The following is a 22,484-nucleotide window of genomic DNA, read 5'->3' as shown; positions in this document are numbered from 1 at the left end:
GGTTTTATATAAGATGGCAGCAGCTAATAAAAGAGATAAACGTGATAATCAGTCTGAAACAGATAACGCTTCTTCGGATATTGTGGAATCGTTAGTTTCTATACGTCGTGTATCTAAAGTAACAAAGGGCGGTAGAACATTCGGTTTCTCTGCACTTGTTATTGTAGGCGATGAAAAAGGGCGTGTAGGATATGGTTCGGGCAGCGGTTTAGAGGTTATGGATGCTAAACGTAAAGCTACTGAATCTGCCAAGAAAAAACTTATACGTGTTCCTTTGCGTGAAGGTCGTACTTTACATCATGATGTTGTAGGTCGTTTCGGTGCAGGAAAAGTTAACTTGCGTACCGCTCCGGCAGGTACGGGTATTATCGCAGGCGGGCCTTTACGTGCCGTGTTTGAATGTTTGGGCGTGCATGACGTTGTAGCTAAATCTATCGGAACATCAAACCCGCATAATATGGTTAAAGCCTGTTTCGATGCATTCACCAGAATTTCTTCTCCTAGGTCTGTTGCGGACAGAAGAAGTAAAAAAGTAGGTGATATTGTCGGAAGACGTGAAGGCGTTGCCGGTAAGAGCGAAGAAGATAATAAGGACGAGGGTAAATAATAATGGCTGCTAAGAAAAAGTTAATTAAAGTAACGCAAATTAAAAGTCCTATAGGTCGTAAAGATTATCAGGAAAAAAATCTTATAGGTCTTGGTTTGAATAAGTTGCACCGTTCTAAACTACTTGAAGATACGCCTTCTATACGAGGTATGATCAACAAAGTAAGTCACTTGGTTGAAGTTGAAGAAGCTGACAAAGCCGCTTAGGTTGTAGCTTTTGTTATAAAGTTTGAGGAATTGAAAAATGACTACAATAAAATTAAACGAAATAAATAATGAATCTGCACCTAAGAAAAACCGTAAAAGAGTCGGTCGTGGTATAGGTTCGGGTAAAGGTAAAACCTGCGGACGCGGTCATAAAGGACAAAAATCACGTACAGGTGTTTCTATAAACGGATTTGAAGGCGGTCAGATGCCGATTTACCGTCGTGTTCCTAAGCGTGGTTTCAATAATATCCACCGTGTCGAATATCAGGTGATTAATGTTGGCGAACTTCAAAAATTTGTCGAGTCTAAAAAAATATCTGCCGCTAAAACCGTAACAAAGCAGTCATTGTACGAAGCGGGTATTTTGAAGACCTTATCAGCACCTTTTAAAGTCTTGGCTAAGGGTGAGCTAAAAGAGTCTTTAAAAATAGAGGCTGATGCTGCGTCTGAAACTGCAATTAAGATTGTTGAAAAAGCAGGTGGTAAAATTACAGTAAAAGCTTAATAATCCGTACTTTATATAAAGATTATATTTTATTGTTGCTCTGTTATACTATTTAACTATTATTCTTTTGTACTATTATATAATATTTAGGTAAGAATATCTATGGCATCTTCTGCTGATAAACTTGCTTCAAGCTTGAATTTCGGGGTTTTGGGGCAAGCTAAAGAACTTAAAAAACGAATCTGGTTTACATTAGCTGCTCTAATAGTATATCGACTAGGTACTTACATACCTCTCCCAAATATTGATCCTAACGCTCTTGCTGCTCTAATGCAGCAAAATTCAGGTGGGGTACTCGGTATATTCAACATGTTCTCCGGTGGTGCGTTGGGTCGTATGACTATATTTGCATTGAATATTATGCCTTATATTACGGCATCTATCATCATGCAGTTAATGACGGTTGTTTCGACCAATATGGCGGCTTTGAAAAAAGACGGTGAGGCGGGGCGTAGAAAAATCACTCAATATACAAGATACGCCACTGTTATATTGGCAGCGTTTCAGGGCTTCGGTATCGCCGTGGGGCTTGAAAGCATGACCGGTGGCGGTAATAACGTTGTTATAGAACCTGGTTTTTTCTTTAGAGCTACTACCGTATGTACGCTTGTCGGCGGTACAGTGTTCTTAATGTGGCTTGGTGAGCAGATAACCGCTCGCGGGATAGGTAACGGTATATCATTGATAATATTCGCCGGTATAGTTGCGGAATTGCCCTCTGCACTTGCTCAAACATTTACTATGGGGCGCGAAGGCGAGCTTGCCACAATTACAATAATCGGACTTATGCTTCTGGCTGTGGGTGTTATTGCTTTTATAGTTTTCATGGAAAGGGCTTATAGAAGGATAATCGTCCAGTACCCGAAAAGGCAGCAGGGTAATAAGATATTCGGCGGTGAAAGTTCACACATTCCGTTGAAACTTAATACCGCAGGTGTAATACCACCGATATTTGCAAGTTCAATATTACTTTTTCCGGCGACGTTAGCAGGATTTAGCGGTTCAGGTGAGAACCTAAGTCCTGTTCTTGAAACGATTGTGCGATATGTTTCGCACGGACAGCCTTTATATATTGCATTGTATATAGCTATAATTGTTTTCTTCTGCTTCTTTTATACTTCAATAGTATTCAACCCTGATGAGACCGCTGAAAACCTGAAGAAGAACGGTGGTTTTGTACCGGGCAGAAGACCCGGTAAGAATACCTCGGAGTATTTTGATTATGTTCTTACACGTCTAACTGTTGTCGGAGCAATATATTTATCGGCCGTGTGTATATTGCCGGAGCTTCTTATAACTAACTATTCAGTTCCTTTTTACTTAGGCGGTACAAGTTTGTTGATTGTTGTGAACGTCTTGTTGGATACCGTGGGGCAGATACAGACACATCTTTTTGCACATCAGTATGAAGGTTTAATTAAAAAGTCTAAGTTAAAAGGTCGTAGACGATGAAATTAATACTATTAGGGCCTCCCGGAGCAGGGAAGGGAACGCAGGCAGCTAAAATAGAAAGTGATTATGGTTCTATTCAGCTATCTACTGGAGATATGCTAAGGGCGGCAGTTTCATCAGGCTCGGAGCTTGGGTTAAAAGTTAAAAAAATAATGGATGACGGCGGGCTGGTTCCTGACGAAATAATGGTAAAAATGATAGAGGAGAGAATTTCTCAAGATGATTGTAAAGACGGTTTCATCTTAGACGGCTTTCCACGAACGACAGCTCAAGCTAAGGCGTTGGATGAAATGCTTTCCCGATTAGGCAAAAAACTTGATGCGGTGATCGAAATTAAAGTAGATGATGAGGCTTTGGTGGAGCGGATATCCGGAAGGTTCTCATGTAAGGATTGCGGTGAAGGCTACAATAAAAAATATAAAACTCCTCAGGTTGAGGGGAAATGTGATAAATGTGGCAGAAATAACTTTTATCAAAGAAGTGACGATAACGCAGAGACCGTAACAGCTCGTTTAAAGTCGTACCATGCTCAGACTGCACCTTTAATTCCTTACTATAAGGAGAAGGGGGTTTTGCAGACTGTTGACGGTATGATGTCAATAGATGCCGTTATGGAGGATATAAATAGTATACTGCGTGCGGCAGCTTAGTATAATTGTTAAATTTTACCGATTTATGACCATAAAAATATTGACAGTTAGAAAAAATTAATTATTATTACGCCTCCCTTAATAGGGGTTGCAATTTGAATTATAATGATGGAGTAGCGTGTGGCTCGTATTGCCGGTGTAAATCTGCCTTCTCAGAAGAGAATAGATGTTGCCTTAACTTACATATATGGAATCGGATTTACAACTTCTCGTAAAATCCTTGATTCTTTAGGAATTGAAAATTCAACAAGAGTGCATCAGTTAACCGATGCCGAGGCAATCAAGATACGTGAGTATATAGATGAGAACTACGATGTGGAAGGTGAGCTTCGTAGTAAGGTGGCTTTTAACATAAAGCAGCTGATGGATCTGGGAAGCTATAAAGGTCTTCGTCACAGAAGAAGGCTTCCGGTTAGAGGTCAGAGGACTCATACTAACGCCAGAACCAGAAAAGGCAAGGCTGTCGCAATCGCAGGTAAAAAGAAGTAGGTAAATAATGAGTAAAGAAGCAGTATCACGTATTAAAAAACGCTCAAGGAAAAACATACCCGTAGGTATGGCACATGTTAATGCGTCATTTAACAATGTAATTATATCAATAACCGATTTAAACGGTAATGTGGTTTCATGGTCATCAGCCGGTGCGCAGGGCTTTAAAGGTTCTCGTAAGTCTACGCCCTATGCGGCTCAGCTAACTGCTGAAATGGCAGGTAAAGCGGCACAGGAGCATGGTATGAAAACATTGCAGGAAGTTAGAGTAAAAGGTCCGGGTGCCGGAAGAGAGTCGGCACTTAGAGCCTTGCAATCTGTAGGCTTTAATATAATAGCAATTAAAGATATTACTCCGGTTCCACATAATGGATGTCGTCCGCGTAAACGTAGACGCGTATAATTAATTTATTTGCCCACTTAACCAAAATAAAGGTACGCCCGTGATTTCTAGAAATTGGCAAGAACTAATAAAACCTTCTACAGTTCAAGTTAACCATATCGGTAATTTAGAGACTAAAGCACAGATAGTGGTAGAGCCTCTTGAGCGTGGTTTCGGTATAACTATCGGTAATGCGTTAAGAAGGGTTTTACTTTCATCACTTCAGGGAGCTGCCGTTACCGGAGTAAAGATAGAGGGTGTGCAGCATGAATTCGACACTATAAAAGGTGTTGTAGAAGATGTTACAGACGTAGTGCTGAATATAAAATCAATAGTGGTAAGGCTTGAATCTGCCGATAGGAAGCGTGTTTCACTAAGTGCGACCGGTCCTTGTGCCGTTACTGCCGGAATGATAGAGTGTAGTTCCGATGTTGAAATAATTAATAAAGACCTTGTTATATGCAACCTTAACAAGGGCGAAAAATTCAATGCCGAACTGATAATAGAAACCGGTAAAGGTTATGTTCCTGCAAGTCAGAACAGACCGGAAGACGCTCCGATAGGTTTGATTCCTGTTGACTCTATCTTTAGCCCTGTCAGACAGGTTTCATATAAGATAGATAGCAGCCGTGTGGGTAGGGTAATCGATTATGATAAGCTTTATCTGGATGTTGAGACAGACGGTACTTTAACACCTGATATGGCTGTCGCTCTAGCCGCAAGAATATTACAAGACCAGCTTAACACCTTCATCAGCTTCGAAGAGGTAGTTGAAGATGATGAGGTGGAAGAGGAAATATTATCATTTGACAGGAATTTATTGAAGAAAGTTGATGAGCTTGAGCTTTCTGTTCGTTCTCAAAACTGCCTAAAGAACGATAATATAGTTTATATAGGTGATTTAGTCCGTAAGTCTGAAGGTGAGATGTTAAAAACTCCGAACTTCGGTCGTAAATCTCTTAATGAAATTAAAGAAGTTCTTGCTAATCTTGGATTAAGGTTCGGTATGGACGTTGACGGATGGCCGCCTGAAAATATTGAGGATTTGGCAAAGAAGTTTGAAGACCCGTTTTAATGTAACTTCTGTTTAAAATAGATATAAGTAAATAAGGAATAAGACAATGCGTCACGGTATAAAAGGAAGAAAACTCGGTAGAAATAAATCTCATAGAAGGGCTTTATTCGCTAATCTTGCTGCTGCTTTAATTAAGCATGAGCAAATTAAAACTACATTACCTAAAGCTAAAGACCTTCGCCCTATCGTGGAGAAGCTTATAACTCTCGGTAAAAGAGGTGATTTACATGCCAGACGTCAGGCGTTAGCTTATATATATGATGAAGAAGTTGTAAAAAAACTATTTGCAGTTTTGGGTGAAAGATATAAAGATAGACAAGGTGGCTATACAAGGATTATCAAAGCCGGTAACAGATATGGTGATAATGCACCTATAGCATATATTGAACTGGTTGACCGTGATGAGTCGGAAAAAGGTAAGGATTCAGGTCAGGTACAAGGTGATGAGGAAAGTGTAGCTGCTTAAATAAAAACAATCAAATAAAAGGTATTTGTTATGTGGTTCAAAAAAATAATAGCAGTATTGTTCACGGTTTGTTTTATAAATACGGCTGTAGCGCAAGAGAAGGATTTGGCTAAATTGGAAGATACATTATATATAGATTTGCCTGACGGTAGAGTAGTTATAGAACTAATGCCTGATGTTGCACCTAAGCATGTTGCTAGAATAAAAGAGCTTGCTGGAGAGAAATTTTATGACGGTGTAGTATTTCACAGGGTTATAGAAGGCTTCATGGCTCAAACAGGAGATCCTACCGGTACAGGTAGAGGTGGCTCTGATAAACCTGATCTTCAGGCGGAATTTTCAAACGTTCCTCACCAAAGAGGTGTAGTTTCAATGGCACGTGCTAACGATCCGAATAGTGCTAATAGTCAGTTTTTTATTGTCCTTGAAGATTCTAGCTTTCTTGACGGTAAATACACCGTATTCGGTAAGGTTGTAGAGGGTATGGATTATGTTGATGCTATCAAAAAAGGTGATTCAAGAAATAACGGTTCGGTAGAAAACCCTACGGCGATGGTTAGCGTTAGAGTCGCTTCTGATGTTGAGTCAAACTAAGCGTAAAAAATATATTTTAAATGCTTGTCAGTGATTTTAATTTTGATTTACCCAAAGAATTAATTGCTGACAAGCCCAAATTCCCCAGAGATACCTCTCGTTTGTTAGTTGTAGATAATCAGCTAACCGATAAAACATTCTCAGATATAATAGATTTATTAAATCCTGATGATGTGCTTGTATTCAATGACACAAAGGTAATTCCTGCAAGGCTGTTCGGTAATAGAGCGGGTGCTAAAGTTGAGGTTACCCTTCATAAAAATGAAGCCGACGGTGTGTGGAAGGTGTTTGCAAAGCCTGCTAAAAAATTGAAAACAGCGGATATTTTTTATGTTGCAGATGATTTTTATGCTACTGTCCTTGATAAAAATGAAGGTGAAGTAACCCTTAAATTTTCGACTAACGGTGAAGAGTTTTTTGATAAACTCAATAAATACGGTCAGATGCCGTTGCCCCCATATATTGATAGGAAGGACGGTACGTTAAATTCGGATATCAAAGACTACCAGACTGTTTACGCGAAGAATAAAGGTGCTGTAGCCGCTCCTACTGCCGGATTGCATTTTACCGATGAGCTTTTGCGAAAAATAGATGAAAAAGGCGTAAAGAGAGTATTTACCACATTACATGTGGGGGCGGGTACATTCCTTCCTGTAAAAGTTGATGATACTAAAGATCACAAGATGCACTCGGAGTTCGGTATCGTTACTAAAGATGCTGCAAATGCTATAAATGAAAGTCGCAAGAGTGGGGGAAGGGTTATTTGCGTCGGCACTACATCTTTACGAATACTGGAATCAGTGGCCGATGATGAAGGTAATCTGTCTGAATTTGAAGGTGAAACGGATATATTTATAACACCGGGTTATAAATTTAAAATAGCGGATTGTCTTTTAACAAACTTCCATATTCCGAAATCTACACTATTTATGCTGGTGAGTGCCTTTTCAGGATTGGAAAGAATGCAGGACGCATATAGGCACGCTATCAGTCAAAATTATCGTTTTTATTCGTACGGTGATGCCTGTTTTTTAAATCGATTTGGTATGTAATTTTCAGGGTTGTTTACCAAATATTAAACTTTTGAGGCAATAATATTATATTGTTTATATCGGATTGTTGGGGCAAATATATGTATGGTTACAAAGAGCAAAGAGCAAAGACATGAGAAGGGATTTACTCTGATTGAGCTTTCTATAGTTATTGTAATTATAGGGCTTATCGTTTCGGGAATCGTTGGTGGACAGAGTCTTGTTAAGCAAGCTAAACTGAGAAAAATAGTATCGGATGTTAATAAATATAAAGTTGCAGTAAATACTTTTAAACGGGAATATAATCATTTTCCGGGGGATTTTCCAAGAGCGTTTGATTATTGGCCGTCAAATTGTGCACCATCTCCATCAGCGGCAAATTGTAACGGTAATGGAAACGGAAATCTTGGCCCGACAAATGTAAACCCTGAAGCGGTTAGATTCTGGAGGCATTTGGGGTTATCTAATATGATACCTAATCTTTATAGTGGAACTAAAAACGGGAGCTATACTTCAGTCGGAGAAAGTATTATAGGTGTTGACGTTCCGGCTTTTCCGGTCGAAGGCTCCGGTGCTTATGTTCTTTATGATAACCATTGGGGAATAGTACCGTTGCAAAATTTATTAGCTATTGGAAAAGGAGTCGCAGGAAGTGATCTACATGCATCTTATTTAACTCCAAAAGATGCTAAATCAATTGATGATAAGGTAGATGACGGACATCCGATTGAGGGGAGTATGTTCTCAAGTACGGGTCCTGTAGGTTCAACAGGACAATGCATAAATGGTACCGGTAGCGAAAATGTAACAAATGCTACTGATTATGTTCTTGCAAATAGCAATATAGCTTGTCGCACAATCTTTTTACTTGAGAAATAAACAAATCCGACTTTATTCGAGGATGTTTACTTAATATACATATCCTTGGATACTATGGTCAAGCCATAGTATGACGAATGGTTTTACCATTCACAATAAAAGTTGAAACACTGTGATTTTCTTGTATAAGCAAGCAATGCAAAAATTTTCATTCAAGATAAATAATAAAGACGGCAAGAGCCGTACGGGAGTTGTGAGTACCGCTCATGGTGATATAAGAACACCGGCATTCATGCCTGTGGGTACGGCTGCAACCGTCAAAGCCATGCTGCCTGAGTCGGTAAAATCCACAGGTGCCGATATAATACTCGGTAATACTTATCACCTGATGCTAAGACCCACAGCCGAGAGAATCGCAAATCTTGGCGGTTTGCATAAATTTATGAACTGGAACGCTCCGATATTAACCGATTCGGGAGGTTTTCAGGTTATGTCGCTTTCACAGATAAGAAAAATATCCGAAGAAGGCGTGCAGTTTAGGTCGCATATAGACGGTAGTAAGCATATGCTATCGCCTGAAAGGTCAATGGAGATACAGCATCTTTTGGGTAGTGATATCACGATGATATTCGATGAATGTACACCCTATCCGGCAACCAAAGAGGTGGCGGAAAAATCTATGCACCTGTCACTTAGGTGGGCTAAGCGTTCAAAAGATGCCTATAAGGAAAGGAACGGTTACGGGCTGTTCGGTATTGTTCAGGGAAGTGTTTATGAGGATTTGCGAAAGGAATCCGCCCAAAAGTTGCAGGAAATCGGTTTTGACGGCTATGCAATAGGAGGGCTTGCAGTAGGAGAGGGGCAGGAATTAATGTTTGAAACGCTTGATTATACAACCCCTATGCTGCCCGAAGACAGACCCAGATACCTTATGGGAGTCGGCAAGCCTGATGATCTGGTCGGAGCTGTAAAACGAGGTGTTGATATGTTTGATTGTGTGTTGCCGACAAGGTCGGGCAGAAACGGTCAGGCATTTACATCAAAGGGGGCGATAAATATATTAAACGCAAAATATAAGGACGATACCGCAGCATTGGACGAAAATTGTTACTGTCCGGCATGTAAAAATTATAGCAGGGCATATATACATCATCTGGTAAAATCAAAGGAAATACTGGGTGCAATGCTGATGACGTGGCATAATTTACAATATTATCAAAATCTTATGGCGGCTATGCGAGATGCCGTTGATAAGGGACGTTTTGAAGAGTTTGAGAACTCCTTTAAAGAAGCGTATGAGAATTAGTCTTTTTTCTTTGCATCGAAACTAGATTTGTGCATAATGCTTATGCCAATTTTTGGCATTGCTAACTAATATAGTTAACACTTCTTAAGTTGCGTCATTCCCCGAATTTACGTAAGTAAATTATAGGGGAATCTCTAGCAATTTGACAGATTACCCTATAATTTTGTTACACAAAATTCGGGTAATGACGTAAAACTATATTAGTTAGCAATGTCTGATTTTTTAACAATAAAAGGTTTGTAATCTTGCTTAATAAAATAGTACTTTTTCTTATTTTGTTTGCAACTTGGCTTGTTATGTCAGGCATGTTCAAGCCTTTCTTTATAATCCTCGGAGCTTTAAGCTGTCTGCTTGCCGTGATTTTCTATAGTTTGTTGGATAAGAACAAAACCGAGGGGTTTTCAGCGATAGGTTTGTTGTTTAGGGGAACGCTCTACTCCGTGTGGCTTATTAAAGAAATAATACTGGCGGCATGGGACGTTACGGCGAAGATATGGCAGCTTGAGCCTGATATTTCTCCTGAAATGGCGTGGGTTAATACTTCTTTGAAAAATGATATTTCAATGACTATTCTGGGCAATTCGATAACTTTAACTCCCGGTACGGTAACGGTTGATATTAATGAAGAAGGAATGTTTCAGGTGCATGCCCTGACGAAGGCGGGTCTTGATGATGTGCGTTCGGGGCGTATGTTAGAAAAAGTCATAAAGGTTATGAAGTAAGGCTATGATAGAAGGAGTTATTATTGCAGTCTTAGTAAGTATGGTAATGGTCGTAATACGAGGAATATTAGGATCTACGGTTTTTGACCGCATATTAGCCGCTAACCTTTTCGGTACGAAGATAGTGGTATTTATTGTGCTGATAGGTCATTTTATGGAAACAGAGTTTTTCTTAGATGTGGCGTTAACATATGCATTAATAAATTTTATAACGACAATAGCATTGCTTCGCTATTTTAAATTTGAAGATAGTAGGGAATAGTTTGTGGAAGATCTGCCGAATATTATAGGTATGTTTTTTGTTATCAGCGGAGCATTTTTTATGTTTTCCGCTGCCGTGGGCGTTTTGCGTATGCCTGATTTTTACACAAGGCTGCATCCGGCAGGCGTTGCCGACTCATTAGGCGCACCGTTTGTTTTGGTAGGTATTGCTATACTAAACGGAGCTACATTGTTCTCAGGTAAGATAATATTTTTAATATTGTTTATGCTGATTACAAGCCCTACCGCATGTCATGCACTTGCAAAAGCGGCGGTGTATAGCGGACTAAAGCCTTATAAAAGTAAAAGGAGGAAAAAATGAGCCTTTTACAGGATATGCCGATGGTAATGGATACCGTGTTGCTGTTTTTACTGCTGTTGAACGCAATAGCCGTTATCTATGCCAAAGACTTGATGACCGCTACTATATTGCTGGGTATTTTCAGCCTATTGATGGCTGCTCTTTATCTTGTTATGGGAGCCCCTGACGTGGCTATAACGGAAGCTGCGGTCGGAGCCGGTATAAGTACCATACTTATATTACTGGTACTTTCTTTGGTGGGGCATAAAGAGAAAAAGGTGGAAGGCAGCCTTTTAGTGCCTGCGGCTGTAATAGTTTTTGTTTCACTCGGGCTTTTATATGCAACATATGATATGCCTGAATACGGCAGTAGATATACCCCTGCACAGATACATGTTTCCCCTTATTATCTGGAGAACGGTCCTGTTGAAACCGGCATACCCAATGTTGTTACGTCCGTGTTGGCAAGTTACAGGGGCTTCGATACGCTCGGTGAAGTGGTGGTTGTGTTGACGGCGGTATTGGCGATTACCCTTCTTTTAGGGCGTTTTACCGGCAAGGAGGATAAGTAATATGGAAGACGATATATTACTTAGAACCGTTGTAAAAGTTCTTACTCCGTTTATTTTTATGTTCGGTCTGTACGTACAGTTCCATGGTGAATATAGTCCGGGCGGAGGGTTTCAGGCAGGAGTTATATGTGCTGCCGCGTTCATATCTCATGCACTTATTAACGGACTTGGTGAACTAAACAGGATAATTTCTGAAAAAACTGCTTTGGCATTGGCGTGTCTGGGAGTTCTTATTTATGGCGGAACAGGCGTTGTTGCAATGACTAAATGCGGTAATTTTCTGGATTATTCCGTTCTGACAGAGGGGAAGTGCGTAGTGTCCCCGATAAAAGGAGACAACGTTTACGATCTTGTTGAAATTGAGGGTGAATATCAAGGTGTAAAGGAAGATTACGGTAGCGGTTCTAATAATGAAAAATGTCAGGGTGTGTCGAAAAGTGATAAAGTCGCCTATGATGCTTTTGAAAGTGATGTTGTAGGTGCTGAAAAATGTGTAAAGAATAAGGTGCGTATAGATAGTGCGATAAAAGGTCAGCATTTGGGAATCATTGCAATTGAAGCGGGGGTCGGGTTGACCGTATTTTCCGTAATGATGCTTATATTTTTCATTTTTGCAAAAAGGGACTCATAAAATAATGTTTGAAAGCTATAATTATTGGATAAGCATATTTATTATGATGGTCGGATTGTTCGGGGTGATTACTCGTGGGAATCTGGTCAAAAAAATGATGTCCCTTGCCATATTTCAGGTGTCGGTTCTGCTTTTCTATATTTCTGTAGGCAGTATAGAAGGTGGATTGCCTCCGATAAGGGTTGATATGGTAATGGGAGAAAAAAATATTTATCTATTAGATGGTGAGCATTTTTATACCAACCCCCTTCCGCATGTACTTATGCTTACCGCTATTGTGGTAGGTGTGGCGGTGATAGCCGTAGGTTTGGCTATCATTGTGCGTATAAAAGAAGAATACGGAACTATTGAGGAGGACGAGATATTAAAGTTAGATAACGAGTTTAGCAAAAATGAAAGGGAGAATTCATGATAATTGCTAACTTACCTGCTTTACAAGTTGTTATTCCGTTGCTGGCAGCACCTATATGTGCATTTATGCCGACAAAGCGTGTTGCGTGGATTCTTACCGTCGTAGTTTCCTTTTTATGCCTGATAATATCACTTAACCTTGCCTATATGGTGTTTAACGGTTCTCCTATATCCTATTATATGGGCGGGTGGAAGCCTCCTTTTGGAATAGAGTACAGGGTTGACATGCTGAACTCGTTTATTGCGGTTATAGTATCCGGCGTTGCGTCGGTAACGTCTATATACGCTTATAACAGCATTGATGATGAGGTGGAAAGGTCTAAGCAGCCTATATTCTTTGCCACGTTCATGTTGTGTCTTGCAGGGCTTTTGGGAATGTGCTTTACCAATGACGCATTCAACATATATGTGTTTTTGGAAATATCGTCACTTGCTACATACGCATTAATCGCTATGGGTAAGGACAGGAGGGCGTTAATAGCGTCATTTGAATATCTGGTGTTGGGAACTATCGGTGCTACGTTCTTCCTGATAGGGATAGGGTTGTTATATATGATGACAGGAACATTGAATATTTCAGACTTGTCTTTGAGAATATCGCAATCACCTTTGATGCTGGATAAGACCCCGATAAAGGCTGCGTTAGCGTTCCTGACCGTGGGACTGGCTTTGAAAATAGCTATATTTCCCCTGCATTTATGGCTTGCTAATGCTTATACGAACGCCCCTTCGTTTATTTCTGCGTTCTTATCGGCAACGGCTACCAAGGTAAGTATATATATTTTAATAAGGATAATATTTTCAATATTCGGTTATGAGTTTGCCTTCACCGATATGGATTTGAGCAAAATATTCATGACATTGTCCGTTGTTGCTATATTTGTAGGGTCGTTAGTGGCTATATATCAGAGGAATATTAAGCGTATGCTTGCATATTCTTCAGTAGCACAGATAGGTTATATTATTTTGGGCATAAGTTTAAAAAATGAGCTTGGGAACTCGGCGGCAATAATTCACCTGTTTAATCATGCGCTTGCAAAGGCAACTTTATTCATGGCGGTAGGTTGTGTGGTTTATAGGCTTGGTAACGCACGTCTTGAAAATTTTAGCGGTATTGCTAAAAAAATGCCTATAACCGTAGGGGCTTTTGTAGTGGCGGGCTTGAGTCTGGTCGGAGTGCCTTTTACAGGAGGCTTTATAAGCAAGTGGTTCTTGCTGAATGCGTTGCTTGATGCCAATCTATGGCCGATATTTATTGCGGTTTTGGTCAGTTCGCTGTTGGCACTTATATATATATGGCGTGTAGTTGAGATAGCATGTTTTAAAAAATGCCACCCAAGAAATAAGAAAGTTCAGGAAGCACCTATGCTTATGGTGCTGCCTATGGTTTTAATGGCATTTGCTACGGTGTTTTTCGGTATTTACACCGAGCCTGTAATTGATTTTGCATTAAGGATTTCGGAATATTTGTTTAGTTTATAATTATGAATTTTGAAAACAACGAAACATATCTATTAGTTTGCTTTTTACTACCGCTCTTAGCGGTGGTGACTAATGCCGTTATACGCTTCCCTAATCTCAGGGACATAGTTACCGTTGTTATATCGCTGTTCCTTTTTGCCAATATACTGGACGTTTTGAAGATATTCAGGTCGGGTGAAACTATAAAATATAATCTTATAGAGATAATGCCGGGGCTTTCGATATCTTTTTCTATCGAGCCTCTGGGCATGATATTTGCTCTTATAGTATCTTTCTTGTGGATAGTCAGTACCGTATATTCGATAGGCTATATGCGCGGTAATAATGAAAATAACCAAAGCCGTTTTTTCTGTTTCTTTGCGGTAGCTATATTTGCAGCGATAGGTGTGGCATTCGCCTCAAACCTGCTTACGCTATTTGTGTTTTACGAGCTAATGACAATTTGCACTTTCCCTCTGGTTACTCATTCGGGGACTTTAGAGGCTAAAAAATCAGGTCGAGTATATCTTGGGATATTAATGGGAACTTCAATTTGTTTCTTACTGCCTGCTATAATTTTAACGTATGTGACTACCGGTACGCTTGAGTTTACACAAGGGGGTATTTTAGCCGCCAATGCGGGTGTCGGCTTATCATCGCTGTTGTTGTTCCTTTATATATACGGAATCGGCAAGGCAGCACTTATGCCGATTCATAAATGGCTTCCGGCGGCAATGGTTGCTCCGACTCCCGTTAGTGCCTTATTGCACGCTGTGGCAGTTGTAAAGGCGGGAGTGTTTTCCATCGTAAAAATTATTGTGTATATTTTCGGTGTCGATAATTTGCAGCAGCTTGCAGATGCAAACTGGTGGAGCGGTCAGTGGCTTGCGTGGGTGGCATCTTTTACTATTATCGTGGCATCTTTGGTTGCTTTAAAACAGGATAACTTAAAAAAGATGCTTGCCTATTCTACCGTAAGCCAGCTTTCATATGTTGTATTGGCTGCGGCAATCTTAGCACCTAAATCAATTACTGCGGCAGCATTTCACATTGTAGCTCATGCATTTGGAAAGATAACTTTATTCTTTGCGGCAGGTTCTATTTACACAACGGCTCGTAAAAGCAAGATAAGCCAGATGTCGGGTATCGGTAAACAAATGCCTATTACTATGATTGCTTTTTCAATAGGGGCGTTATCTATGATAGGTATTCCTCCTGCTGTGGGTTTTATTTCAAAGTGGTATATGATAAACGGTGCTTTTGACAGGGAGCTTTATTGGGTTATTATTGTTGTAATTATAAGCACTTTATTGAATGCGGCTTATTTTCTGCCTGTTATTTACAAAGCGTTTTTTGAAAATGAACGGCAAGATCCCGGTGTGGTAATAGGACGCAGGCATGGTGAGTCGTCTTTCCCTATAGTCCTTGCGTTGATGATTACTGCTGCCGCTACGCTGCTTCTGTTTATCTATCCGGGTGTGTTCATGGAACTTGCAAAAGAATTGGTAAATTAGATGGTTAAAAAACTTTGGATATTATTTATTCTTGTACTGATAGCTGCTTTGGCAGGTGATTTTTACATGCATCCGCATAATAAATTTGAAATTGCCAATTATAGATTTTTCAATGCTATGTTCGGCTTTGCCTCTTGTGTGGCTATCGGTATAGTTTCCAAAGTGCTTGGGGTCTTTTTAAAGAGAAAAGAAGATTATTATAAGGAGGTAAGAGAAGATGAGTAGTATTCTTAGTCTTATGCCGCCTTCGTTCTTCATGCTTATCGGTGCGTTGTTGATACCGTTCATGCCCAAACATATCAGGGTTCCGTTTGTCCTGATGATACCGGTTCTGGCTCTTTTTAGAGTTTGGCAGATGCCTGTAGGAGATGACCTTATAAGCCTTAACATAGCAGGTTTTAATATCAGACCGGCATTTGCACACGCTTATTCCCATATTTTCGGTACGATATTTTGCATAGCGTCTTTTGGCGGTGCTTTATTCGGACTTATGCAAAGCAGAAGAATAGAAACCTCGGCAGCCTTTTTATATGGAGGCAGTGCATTGGGGGTCACTTTCTCAGGAGATTTTATAAGCCTGTTCATATATTGGGAGCTAATGGCGATAGGTTCTACTTTAATAATTTTTGTATCCGATCAGAAAAACTCAATGCAGGCAGGAATGCGATATGCTTTGATACACTTCCTTGGCGGTGTTATTTTAATGACCGGAATCATAGGGCAGATAATGCTGACGGGAACGGCTACCCTTGTTCCGTTTGAGGCTCACACATCGTTGTTGTTCCCTGAATACGGTCTGGATATGAACGGAATAATAATGTGGCTTATTTTAATAGGTATCCTTATTAATGCCGCAGCCCCTCCGATGTCTGCATGGATTGCCGACTCATATCCGAAAAGCTCACCTTTTGGGGCGGTATTTTTATCGGCTTTCACTACTAAAACGGCGGTTTTCGTGTTGCTTACATTATTTGCCGGAACGCAGCTATTGATTTATTTAGGTCTGTTCATGGTATTTTACGGCATTATATACGCAATGCTGGAAAATGATATGCGTAAGATATTGTCATACAGTATCGTTAATCAGGTCGGGTTTATGATAATCGGTATCGGTATCGGCACTACGATGGCACTAAACGGTACTGCCATTCACGCATTTGCACATATTGTTTATAAGGCTTTATTGTTCATGTCGGCAGGTTCGGTTCTGTATATGACGGGAAAAAGTAAATTCACCGAGCTTGGCGGTCTTTGCCGCACAATGAAACTGACTATGGTCTGTGGAATTATAGGGGCGTTTTCAATATCGGCATTTCCGCTTACATCAGGCTTTATTACTAAATCAATGATAGTTTCTGCCGTAATGAAAGAAGAGCTGGAAATGGTATGGTATTTACTGATGGCGGCATCGGCAGGAGCATTTTTGTATGTGGGGCTAAAATTTCCGTGGTTTGTATTTTTCGGTAAGGATTCCGGTATGCGTCCAGATGAGCCTCCGTTTAATATGAAGCTGGCAATGATATTCTTTTCGTTATTGTGCATTATTCTTGGAATCCCCGGAGTTGCAGAGAAAACCATATATCAGATGCTGCCTGTTGTGCCTGATTATGTTGTATATAATAAAGAACATGTTATAGGGCAATTGCAGTTATTATTGTTCGCAGCTCTGGCATTCTTTTTGATGTTGCCTATGTTAAAGCGTAAAGATACCATAAGCTTAGATTTTGACTGGTTTTATAGGGGGCTTGGTCATTACGTTGTTTCCGCCCTTTATTATATAGGTCGTTTCCCTGCAAGGATAGGTCTGATAGTAGCTAAAAAGATAATGAAAAAATGGTTAAAACTATTTACTGAAATATATAGCCCTGAGGGATTACTGGCAAGAAGCTGGTCATTGGGTACAACCGTCATGTGGGCGGGAACTTTCCTTGGTATTTATCTTGTTATTTATTATATTACGCCAAATTAGATTCTTGAGCTAAATAAGCAGATTGTTATGCTGAACTTGTTTGGGGTATCTATAGTATTTTCTAATCGGAACAGAACTATGAATTTGTCACCCCGTTTTTATAACGGGGTCAGGTGCGGTGTTGCAAGTACTGCCGGACCCCGTCATACGACGGGGTGACAAGTGACATAATAAAAATTGCATAGTTTTCTTTTAACCGGAAAATACTATATAGTCATTTAAATTATATTATTTACACTTTTTTACACTTATGATTGTCATCCCCGCTTTATGCGGGGATCTACCGTCAATTTATAGTGTTTCTAATTTTAAATGATAATGTCATCCCCCGAATTTGCGAAGCAAATTATAGGGGGATCTGTTTTAACTGACAGAAGATCCCCGCACGGAGGCGGGGATGACAACTATCAATAAATTTTGGAAATACTAAAATTAGATCCCCCTATAATTGCCTACGGCAATTCGGGGGATGACAGCAGTATCCGAAAGTGTAAATACTATAATTTAAAGGACTATATACTGTGTCATTTTAGTCATGCTGAAACAAGTTCAGCATGACTAAATATATCTTTAGTGAACACTCCCAAATAGTAGTGTTTAACTATTATTCAACAAGGAATATCAAAACACAAGGTGCTTCACCTGTGTTGCTTAATTTATAAGAAGCCGGAGTTGTTGTTGTATTGACACAATCTTGAGCGGTTTCACCATCGCCGTCCTGTGCCTGTATAACTCCCGTAGTCGGAATGCCGTCATCAAATTTTGTGTCTATCTCCCATGACTGTTTTGTTGTTAATATTCCCCTTGGCAGTCCTGTTACGATTGTTCTGGCTCTTTCTAACAATATCAACAGACCTCCGGTTGAGGTTTTGCTAACTGTGTATATGCCTTTTGATATAGGGGCTTTCATAAATTCCGTAGCACCGTCATAGCTTCCCTCTATAAGACCTGATATAGCCAGATGTTGCCAGAATAAAGTCTGTTCGTTAACTGCTCCTGCCGTTCCGTCTATCGTACCTGTGGCACTTGCCTCAATTGCGTTGTTACCGTTGCCGGAGTTTGTTTCTGTAGAGCCTAGCTTGTCCTCGGCATCAAACATGTCACCCGGATAGCCGTTATATATGTCCTTGAATTCTGTAACTGCCGAGTTAATGTTACCTATGTCTTCCATTGCCTGATTCAATTCGAATTTCTCTTTTAGATTAGCACCGGCAACAACAGCAGCGATAACCATAGCTATTATTGAGAGGGACATTCCTAACTCAACAAGTGAAAAGCCTTTTTGTTTATTAAAGTCATTCATAAAATACCTATGGTTTTTTGTTTAATTTACTTTATAGTATCTGTCATTTATTATTGTACTTTGTCAATCATTTGCTTTGTAAACAATAAAGAATTCTTAACCTAATTATTATTATACTACAATATGTTTGAAAGTTTAAGCGATAACCTTAGTAAAGTATTTTCCAAGCTAAAAAGTAAAGGTGTCCTGTCGGAAGCCGACGTTTCGGCTGCTATGCGTGAAGTCAGGATAGCACTGCTTGAAGCCGATGTTTCATTAGCTATAGCAAAGGATTTTATAGCTAAAGTAAAAGAAAAGGCAATAGGTCGGCAGGTGATAAAAAGCGTATCACCGGGGCAAATGGTGATAAAGATTGTTCAAGATGAACTTGAAGCCATGCTTGGCTCCGATGAGTCTGAAATAAACCTGAACGCAAGCCCTCCGGTAGTTATTATGATGGTGGGGTTGCAAGGGTCGGGTAAGACTACGTCTTCGGGTAAGTTGGCTAACTTCTTGAATTTAAAAAGAAATAAAAAAGTGCTTATGGCATCGCTGGACGTATATCGTCCTGCTGCACAAGAGCAGTTGGAGGTGCTGGGCAAGCAGATATCGGTAGATACGGTAGAGATAATTGCGGGTCAAAAACCCGTTGAAATCACTAAGCGAGCCATACAAAAGGGGAAAACCGAGGGATATGATATAGTTATCCTCGATACGGCAGGACGTTTACACATCGATGAGCAGCTAATGACGGAGTTGCAGGACGTTAGGAAAGTGTCGAATCCTACCGAAATATTGCTCGTAGCAGATTCCCTGACGGGTCAGGACGCAGTAAATATCGCAAGCAAGTTTAATGAAAAAATAGGTGTAACAGGTATAATCCTTACTCGTATTGACGGTGATGGACGAGGAGGGGCAGCACTTTCAATGCGTGGCGTTACCGGCTGCCCTATAAAATTCATGGGTGTTGGTGAAAAAGTGTCCGAGTTTGAACCGTTCCACCCTAATAGGATAGCATCTTTGATACTTGGTATGGGTGACGTTGTTTCATTAGTGGAAAAAGCCGCTGAAAATATTGATACGCAGGAAGCCAAGAAGTTAGAGAAGAAACTTAAAAAAGGTCAGTTTGACCTTAACGACCTTGCCAAACAATTTAAGATGATGCGTAAAATGGGAGGCGTAGGCGGGCTTATGGGTATGCTGCCGGGGCTTGGCAAAATGAAGAAAGAAATAGATGAGGCGGGTGTTGATGATAAGATGATAATCCGTCAGGAAGCTATTATCTCATCAATGACTAAGCAGGAAAGGCGATACCCGAAGGTAATAAACGCTTCTCGTAAAAAACGCATAGCAGCAGGCTGCGGGCTGACCGTACAGGAAGTTAACAGACTTCTAAAACAGCATAAGCAAATGGCTGTAATGATGAAAAAAGTCAGTAAAATGGACAAAAAGACCCTGATGAGAGGCGGTTTAGGTAAGTTCATGCCGAAGGAATTGCCTGAAATTAAATAATTTTTATGATTGTTTATTAAGTGTTAAGTATGGTAAAAGATAAAAAAAGCATTGGGGATTTAATATATAATTTCGGTTTTATAGCAGTAGCATTGCTTGCGTTTTTTGTTTATAAAGCCTCGTTCTTTTTGGCTTTTTTTTATTATGAAGGCTTAAACTCATACATTTTACTGATGTTGACAGGCTTTGTGTTTGTACTGTTGGGTGCAAAGATAAAAGATACCGACATTACCTGTACGATATTGCGAAGGCTCGGTAAAATGGTGGCTATAGGGCTGGCATTTTATCTTGTGGTTGAGCCGACAACATATGTTTCAGCCCAAAAAGAAACAGATATGCTTGCCGATATATTGCGTTACGGGGATTTTCCGTCAATCATATTTGCATTAATAGCGATACGCCGACCCGTCTTTTTTATGCTTCCTGCCTTACATATTATAGCTGCCCGTGAGATGGTGGAGGCTATTTCAGGGGTTACAATGGCATTCCATGACATTTATTACCTGTCTGATGCCGGTTTTCTGTTTGCTTTTTGCATTGTTTTGCTGGAATATTTTAAAAGGAAAAATAAATATACGTCCGAACAAATAAATATAGCATATCAGTCTATCGCCTATGTTGCTATAGGCGTGCATATTGCGAATTATTTCTGGTCGGGTATAGCTAAGATGAGATTGGACGGCAGACCGTTTGAGTGGCTACTGGAAAATGATATATCACAGCTATATATAGTTGCCGTTTATAAAGGTGTAGCTCCGCTTGGCACTCCCCCGCAGCTTGCACAATTTGTATATGACTCCTTAAGCAGCGGACATGTTTTGTTTAATGCCGTCACTTTGGCTGTACAGCTTTTGAGCATATTATTTATATTGAAAATATCATGGCTTAGGATATCGGCAGTTATTTTTGATATATTCCATATCGGTGTTTATGTTATCGGAGGTATATTGTTCTGGCCTTGGATATGGATGAATATTTCAATACTTGTTGCTACTCATAAGGTGAGGGATTCTGAAATTTATGATGTGTCAAAAATTGCGGCCGTTGTGACTATATTGCTGGGAGGCATGAGTCTTTTTCACACGGCTTTTCTGGGCTGGTATGATGTAAGGGATACACGTTTTGTGATGTTACAGGCTAAAACCGTAGGATCGGACAAGTGGATAGATGTTCCTATAGCTTATGCGGGGGCACATGCATATTCATTCTCGCACGGAAAGCTTGATAAGGGAGTGCGTTCGGGTCATTTTTCTCCTAATGTAGCCGGTCTTTCATATAGTGCCGATGAACGCAGGTTAAACGGCGAGTGTAAAGTGCCTCCTGTCGATGAAAGTAAGTTGGAAACACCTGAAGATGAGAAAATAAGGCTTGATAATGTTGAAAAATTCGTAAAAGCTATACATCAAGATGTTCTTGAAGATATGAAGATGTACGGTAAATATTCATATTATATGAGGTTGCATCACCATCAGAGCAATCCTTTATTGTATGAGGAATTCCATAATATCGACCCTAATGATATAGAGTATCTGAAGGTTATAACACGTTCGGCGTGTACGGATATGGTAGAAGGCAAGATAAAGGACAAGATTGTAAAGCAAGATGAGCAGATTATTAAGGTACGCTGATGTATATAGTTTATGACGGAGAATGCCCGTTTTGTTCACGCTATGTAAGATTACTCCGCTTGAAAGAAACGGGCGGGGTGGTAAAAATTATTGATGCCCGTACCTTAAGTAATGATTCGGATATAATAAAAAAAATCCATGAAAAGGGATATACGCTAGATGAGGGCATGGCTCTTATAATTGATGACGATGTTTATCATGGTGACGAATGTATTCACAAGCTGGCTTTGATGTCTACTAGTGCTAACTGGTTTAACAGGTTTAACAGATTCGTGTTCAAATCAAGAAGGATTTCTAAAGTACTATATCCCGTATTAAGGTCAGGGCGTAACTTTGCACTACTACTTCTTGGTAAAAAGAAAATTGATATGTGATTTTTTTAATATACTTGACAAAGTATGTTAAAAGCTTTAAAAGCTACTACTCAAATTTTTTAATTGGTGGTAATTGTTATGTCTAAGAATAACCCTGCAAAGCGTGTGAAAGCTGAAGTTAAAACTTACAACGGAAAGCCTGTTAAGCCGGTTCTTTACGTCGGTACGCATGTCGGACACGGAAAATATATCGCCGTACAGTTTGATGACGGCAAAATGGCAGAAGATAAGTCCGGTAAGCCGTTAATGTGGGACGCTGTTTAA

28 protein-coding genes are annotated in these 22,484 nt (G+C 40.0%); 27 read left to right on the top strand and 1 reads right to left on the bottom strand.

The window, feature by feature from the left end:
• The first annotated feature begins 13 nt into the window (after positions 1–13).
• The 23 genes from rpsE to O2942_10445 all read left to right on the top strand — a co-directional run bounded on the left by rpsE (position 14) and on the right by O2942_10445 (position 17,424).
• Complete coding sequence (rpsE, locus tag O2942_10555) at positions 14–607, top strand: 30S ribosomal protein S5 (GenBank protein ID MDA0782690.1); 594 nt, start codon at positions 14–16, stop codon at positions 605–607.
• A gap of 2 nt (positions 608–609) precedes the next feature.
• Positions 610–813, top strand: coding sequence for a 50S ribosomal protein L30 (gene rpmD / locus O2942_10550; GenBank protein MDA0782689.1), 204 nt, complete (start codon positions 610–612; stop codon positions 811–813).
• 46 nt (positions 814–859) lie between these two features.
• Positions 860–1,318 (top strand): 50S ribosomal protein L15, encoded by a 459-nt coding sequence (gene rplO / locus O2942_10545; protein MDA0782688.1) that lies wholly within the window; start codon positions 860–862, stop codon positions 1,316–1,318.
• A 102-nt stretch (positions 1,319–1,420) separates the two neighbouring features.
• Complete coding sequence (secY, locus tag O2942_10540; GenBank protein ID MDA0782687.1) at positions 1,421–2,770, top strand: preprotein translocase subunit SecY; 1,350 nt, start codon at positions 1,421–1,423, stop codon at positions 2,768–2,770.
• A complete protein-coding gene (locus O2942_10535) occupies positions 2,767–3,420 on the top strand; it encodes an adenylate kinase (protein ID MDA0782686.1) in 654 nt (217 codons plus the stop codon). The genes secY and O2942_10535 overlap by 4 nt, the downstream gene beginning before the upstream one ends.
• Before the next feature lie 120 nt (positions 3,421–3,540).
• On the top strand, positions 3,541–3,909 hold the full coding sequence (gene rpsM, locus O2942_10530; GenBank protein ID MDA0782685.1) for a 30S ribosomal protein S13: 369 nt from the start codon (positions 3,541–3,543) through the stop codon (positions 3,907–3,909).
• A gap of 7 nt (positions 3,910–3,916) precedes the next feature.
• On the top strand, positions 3,917–4,312 hold the full coding sequence (gene rpsK / locus O2942_10525; GenBank protein ID MDA0782684.1) for a 30S ribosomal protein S11: 396 nt from the start codon (positions 3,917–3,919) through the stop codon (positions 4,310–4,312).
• A 40-nt stretch (positions 4,313–4,352) separates the two neighbouring features.
• Positions 4,353–5,366, top strand: coding sequence for a DNA-directed RNA polymerase subunit alpha (locus O2942_10520; GenBank protein ID MDA0782683.1), 1,014 nt, complete (start codon positions 4,353–4,355; stop codon positions 5,364–5,366).
• Between the two features lie 46 nt (positions 5,367–5,412).
• A complete protein-coding gene (gene rplQ, locus O2942_10515; protein MDA0782682.1) occupies positions 5,413–5,832 on the top strand; it encodes a 50S ribosomal protein L17 in 420 nt (139 codons plus the stop codon).
• A 30-nt stretch (positions 5,833–5,862) separates the two neighbouring features.
• A complete protein-coding gene (locus tag O2942_10510; GenBank protein ID MDA0782681.1) occupies positions 5,863–6,426 on the top strand; it encodes a peptidylprolyl isomerase in 564 nt (187 codons plus the stop codon).
• A 20-nt stretch (positions 6,427–6,446) separates the two neighbouring features.
• Positions 6,447–7,478: a tRNA preQ1(34) S-adenosylmethionine ribosyltransferase-isomerase QueA gene (gene queA / locus O2942_10505; GenBank protein MDA0782680.1), complete on the top strand. Its 1,032-nt coding sequence runs from the start codon at positions 6,447–6,449 to the stop codon at positions 7,476–7,478.
• Positions 7,479–7,562: 84 nt separating this feature from the next.
• Positions 7,563–8,336, top strand: coding sequence for a prepilin-type N-terminal cleavage/methylation domain-containing protein (locus tag O2942_10500; protein ID MDA0782679.1), 774 nt, complete (start codon positions 7,563–7,565; stop codon positions 8,334–8,336).
• A 136-nt stretch (positions 8,337–8,472) separates the two neighbouring features.
• A complete protein-coding gene (tgt, locus tag O2942_10495) occupies positions 8,473–9,582 on the top strand; it encodes a tRNA guanosine(34) transglycosylase Tgt (protein MDA0782678.1) in 1,110 nt (369 codons plus the stop codon).
• A gap of 245 nt (positions 9,583–9,827) precedes the next feature.
• Positions 9,828–10,304, top strand: coding sequence for a Na+/H+ antiporter subunit E (locus O2942_10490; protein ID MDA0782677.1), 477 nt, complete (start codon positions 9,828–9,830; stop codon positions 10,302–10,304).
• 4 nt (positions 10,305–10,308) lie between these two features.
• Positions 10,309–10,566: a monovalent cation/H+ antiporter complex subunit F gene (locus O2942_10485; protein MDA0782676.1), complete on the top strand. Its 258-nt coding sequence runs from the start codon at positions 10,309–10,311 to the stop codon at positions 10,564–10,566.
• Positions 10,567–10,569: 3 nt separating this feature from the next.
• Complete coding sequence (gene mnhG, locus O2942_10480) at positions 10,570–10,887, top strand: monovalent cation/H(+) antiporter subunit G (protein MDA0782675.1); 318 nt, start codon at positions 10,570–10,572, stop codon at positions 10,885–10,887.
• Positions 10,884–11,438, top strand: a complete 555-nt coding sequence (locus O2942_10475) for a DUF4040 domain-containing protein (GenBank protein ID MDA0782674.1) — start codon at positions 10,884–10,886, stop codon at positions 11,436–11,438. Before mnhG ends, O2942_10475 begins: the two co-directional genes overlap by 4 nt.
• 1 nt (position 11,439) lies before the next feature.
• Positions 11,440–12,069 carry a Na(+)/H(+) antiporter subunit B gene (locus O2942_10470; GenBank protein ID MDA0782673.1) on the top strand — a complete coding sequence of 210 codons (630 nt, stop codon included), beginning with the start codon at positions 11,440–11,442 and terminating at the stop codon, positions 12,067–12,069.
• A 4-nt stretch (positions 12,070–12,073) separates the two neighbouring features.
• Positions 12,074–12,481 (top strand): cation:proton antiporter subunit C, encoded by a 408-nt coding sequence (locus tag O2942_10465; protein MDA0782672.1) that lies wholly within the window; start codon positions 12,074–12,076, stop codon positions 12,479–12,481.
• Positions 12,478–13,962: a monovalent cation/H+ antiporter subunit D family protein gene (locus O2942_10460; GenBank protein ID MDA0782671.1), complete on the top strand. Its 1,485-nt coding sequence runs from the start codon at positions 12,478–12,480 to the stop codon at positions 13,960–13,962. Before O2942_10465 ends, O2942_10460 begins: the two co-directional genes overlap by 4 nt.
• 2 nt (positions 13,963–13,964) lie before the next feature.
• Entirely contained in the window at positions 13,965–15,455 is a 1,491-nt protein-coding gene (locus O2942_10455) for a monovalent cation/H+ antiporter subunit D family protein (GenBank protein ID MDA0782670.1), read from the top strand.
• Positions 15,456–15,680 (top strand): hypothetical protein, encoded by a 225-nt coding sequence (locus O2942_10450; protein MDA0782669.1) that lies wholly within the window; start codon positions 15,456–15,458, stop codon positions 15,678–15,680.
• Positions 15,673–17,424, top strand: coding sequence for a Na(+)/H(+) antiporter subunit D (locus O2942_10445; GenBank protein MDA0782668.1), 1,752 nt, complete (start codon positions 15,673–15,675; stop codon positions 17,422–17,424). Before O2942_10450 ends, O2942_10445 begins: the two co-directional genes overlap by 8 nt.
• 604 nt (positions 17,425–18,028) lie before the next feature.
• On the opposite strand, the gene O2942_10440 is transcribed toward O2942_10445, so the two are convergent.
• Complete coding sequence (locus O2942_10440) at positions 18,029–18,727, bottom strand: type II secretion system protein (GenBank protein MDA0782667.1); 699 nt, start codon at positions 18,725–18,727, stop codon at positions 18,029–18,031.
• Positions 18,728–18,850: 123 nt separating this feature from the next.
• Here O2942_10440 and ffh point away from each other — a divergent pair, with 123 nt between their 5' ends.
• From ffh to O2942_10420, 4 genes are all read left to right on the top strand, one after another.
• Complete coding sequence (gene ffh / locus O2942_10435) at positions 18,851–20,218, top strand: signal recognition particle protein (GenBank protein MDA0782666.1); 1,368 nt, start codon at positions 18,851–18,853, stop codon at positions 20,216–20,218.
• Positions 20,219–20,247: 29 nt separating this feature from the next.
• Positions 20,248–21,846: a hypothetical protein gene (locus tag O2942_10430; protein MDA0782665.1), complete on the top strand. Its 1,599-nt coding sequence runs from the start codon at positions 20,248–20,250 to the stop codon at positions 21,844–21,846.
• Entirely contained in the window at positions 21,846–22,220 is a 375-nt protein-coding gene (locus tag O2942_10425; protein MDA0782664.1) for a DCC1-like thiol-disulfide oxidoreductase family protein, read from the top strand. Before O2942_10430 ends, O2942_10425 begins: the two co-directional genes overlap by 1 nt.
• Positions 22,221–22,298: 78 nt before the next feature.
• On the top strand, positions 22,299–22,484 hold the full coding sequence (locus O2942_10420; protein ID MDA0782663.1) for a hypothetical protein: 186 nt from the start codon (positions 22,299–22,301) through the stop codon (positions 22,482–22,484).

It is taken from the genome of Pseudomonadota bacterium (assembly GCA_027620075.1).
Taxonomy (GTDB): domain Bacteria; phylum Pseudomonadota; class Alphaproteobacteria; order Rickettsiales; family UBA6187; genus 1-14-0-20-39-49.
The sequence above is the reverse complement of the archived record's forward strand: the minus strand, read 5'-3'. Positions and strand labels throughout refer to the sequence as shown.

Bases quoted from the DNA above. Each gene is read 5' to 3' on its own strand.
- O2942_10420 (MDA0782663.1), top strand. From the start codon at position 22,299: ATGTCTAAGAATAACCCTGCAAAGCGTGTGAAAGCTGAAGTTAAAACT.
- O2942_10485 (MDA0782676.1), top strand. From the start codon at position 10,309: ATGATAGAAGGAGTTATTATTGCAGTCTTAGTAAGTATGGTAATGGTC.
- O2942_10455 (MDA0782670.1), top strand. From the start codon at position 13,965: ATGAATTTTGAAAACAACGAAACATATCTATTAGTTTGCTTTTTACTA.
- rpsE (MDA0782690.1), top strand. From the start codon at position 14: ATGGCAGCAGCTAATAAAAGAGATAAACGTGATAATCAGTCTGAAACA.
- rplQ (MDA0782682.1), top strand. From the start codon at position 5,413: ATGCGTCACGGTATAAAAGGAAGAAAACTCGGTAGAAATAAATCTCAT.
- O2942_10500 (MDA0782679.1), top strand. From the start codon at position 7,563: ATGGTTACAAAGAGCAAAGAGCAAAGACATGAGAAGGGATTTACTCTG.
- rpmD (MDA0782689.1), top strand. From the start codon at position 610: ATGGCTGCTAAGAAAAAGTTAATTAAAGTAACGCAAATTAAAAGTCCT.
- O2942_10460 (MDA0782671.1), top strand. From the start codon at position 12,478: ATGATAATTGCTAACTTACCTGCTTTACAAGTTGTTATTCCGTTGCTG.
- O2942_10465 (MDA0782672.1), top strand. From the start codon at position 12,074: ATGTTTGAAAGCTATAATTATTGGATAAGCATATTTATTATGATGGTC.
- O2942_10510 (MDA0782681.1), top strand. From the start codon at position 5,863: ATGTGGTTCAAAAAAATAATAGCAGTATTGTTCACGGTTTGTTTTATA.
- rpsK (MDA0782684.1), top strand. From the start codon at position 3,917: ATGAGTAAAGAAGCAGTATCACGTATTAAAAAACGCTCAAGGAAAAAC.
- secY (MDA0782687.1), top strand. From the start codon at position 1,421: ATGGCATCTTCTGCTGATAAACTTGCTTCAAGCTTGAATTTCGGGGTT.
- tgt (MDA0782678.1), top strand. From the start codon at position 8,473: ATGCAAAAATTTTCATTCAAGATAAATAATAAAGACGGCAAGAGCCGT.
- queA (MDA0782680.1), top strand. From the start codon at position 6,447: ATGCTTGTCAGTGATTTTAATTTTGATTTACCCAAAGAATTAATTGCT.
- O2942_10445 (MDA0782668.1), top strand. From the start codon at position 15,673: ATGAGTAGTATTCTTAGTCTTATGCCGCCTTCGTTCTTCATGCTTATC.
- ffh (MDA0782666.1), top strand. From the start codon at position 18,851: ATGTTTGAAAGTTTAAGCGATAACCTTAGTAAAGTATTTTCCAAGCTA.
- O2942_10470 (MDA0782673.1), top strand. From the start codon at position 11,440: ATGGAAGACGATATATTACTTAGAACCGTTGTAAAAGTTCTTACTCCG.
- O2942_10430 (MDA0782665.1), top strand. From the start codon at position 20,248: ATGGTAAAAGATAAAAAAAGCATTGGGGATTTAATATATAATTTCGGT.
- O2942_10535 (MDA0782686.1), top strand. From the start codon at position 2,767: ATGAAATTAATACTATTAGGGCCTCCCGGAGCAGGGAAGGGAACGCAG.
- O2942_10425 (MDA0782664.1), top strand. From the start codon at position 21,846: ATGTATATAGTTTATGACGGAGAATGCCCGTTTTGTTCACGCTATGTA.
- O2942_10450 (MDA0782669.1), top strand. From the start codon at position 15,456: ATGGTTAAAAAACTTTGGATATTATTTATTCTTGTACTGATAGCTGCT.
- O2942_10440 (MDA0782667.1), bottom strand. From the start codon at position 18,727: ATGAATGACTTTAATAAACAAAAAGGCTTTTCACTTGTTGAGTTAGGA.
- O2942_10475 (MDA0782674.1), top strand. From the start codon at position 10,884: ATGAGCCTTTTACAGGATATGCCGATGGTAATGGATACCGTGTTGCTG.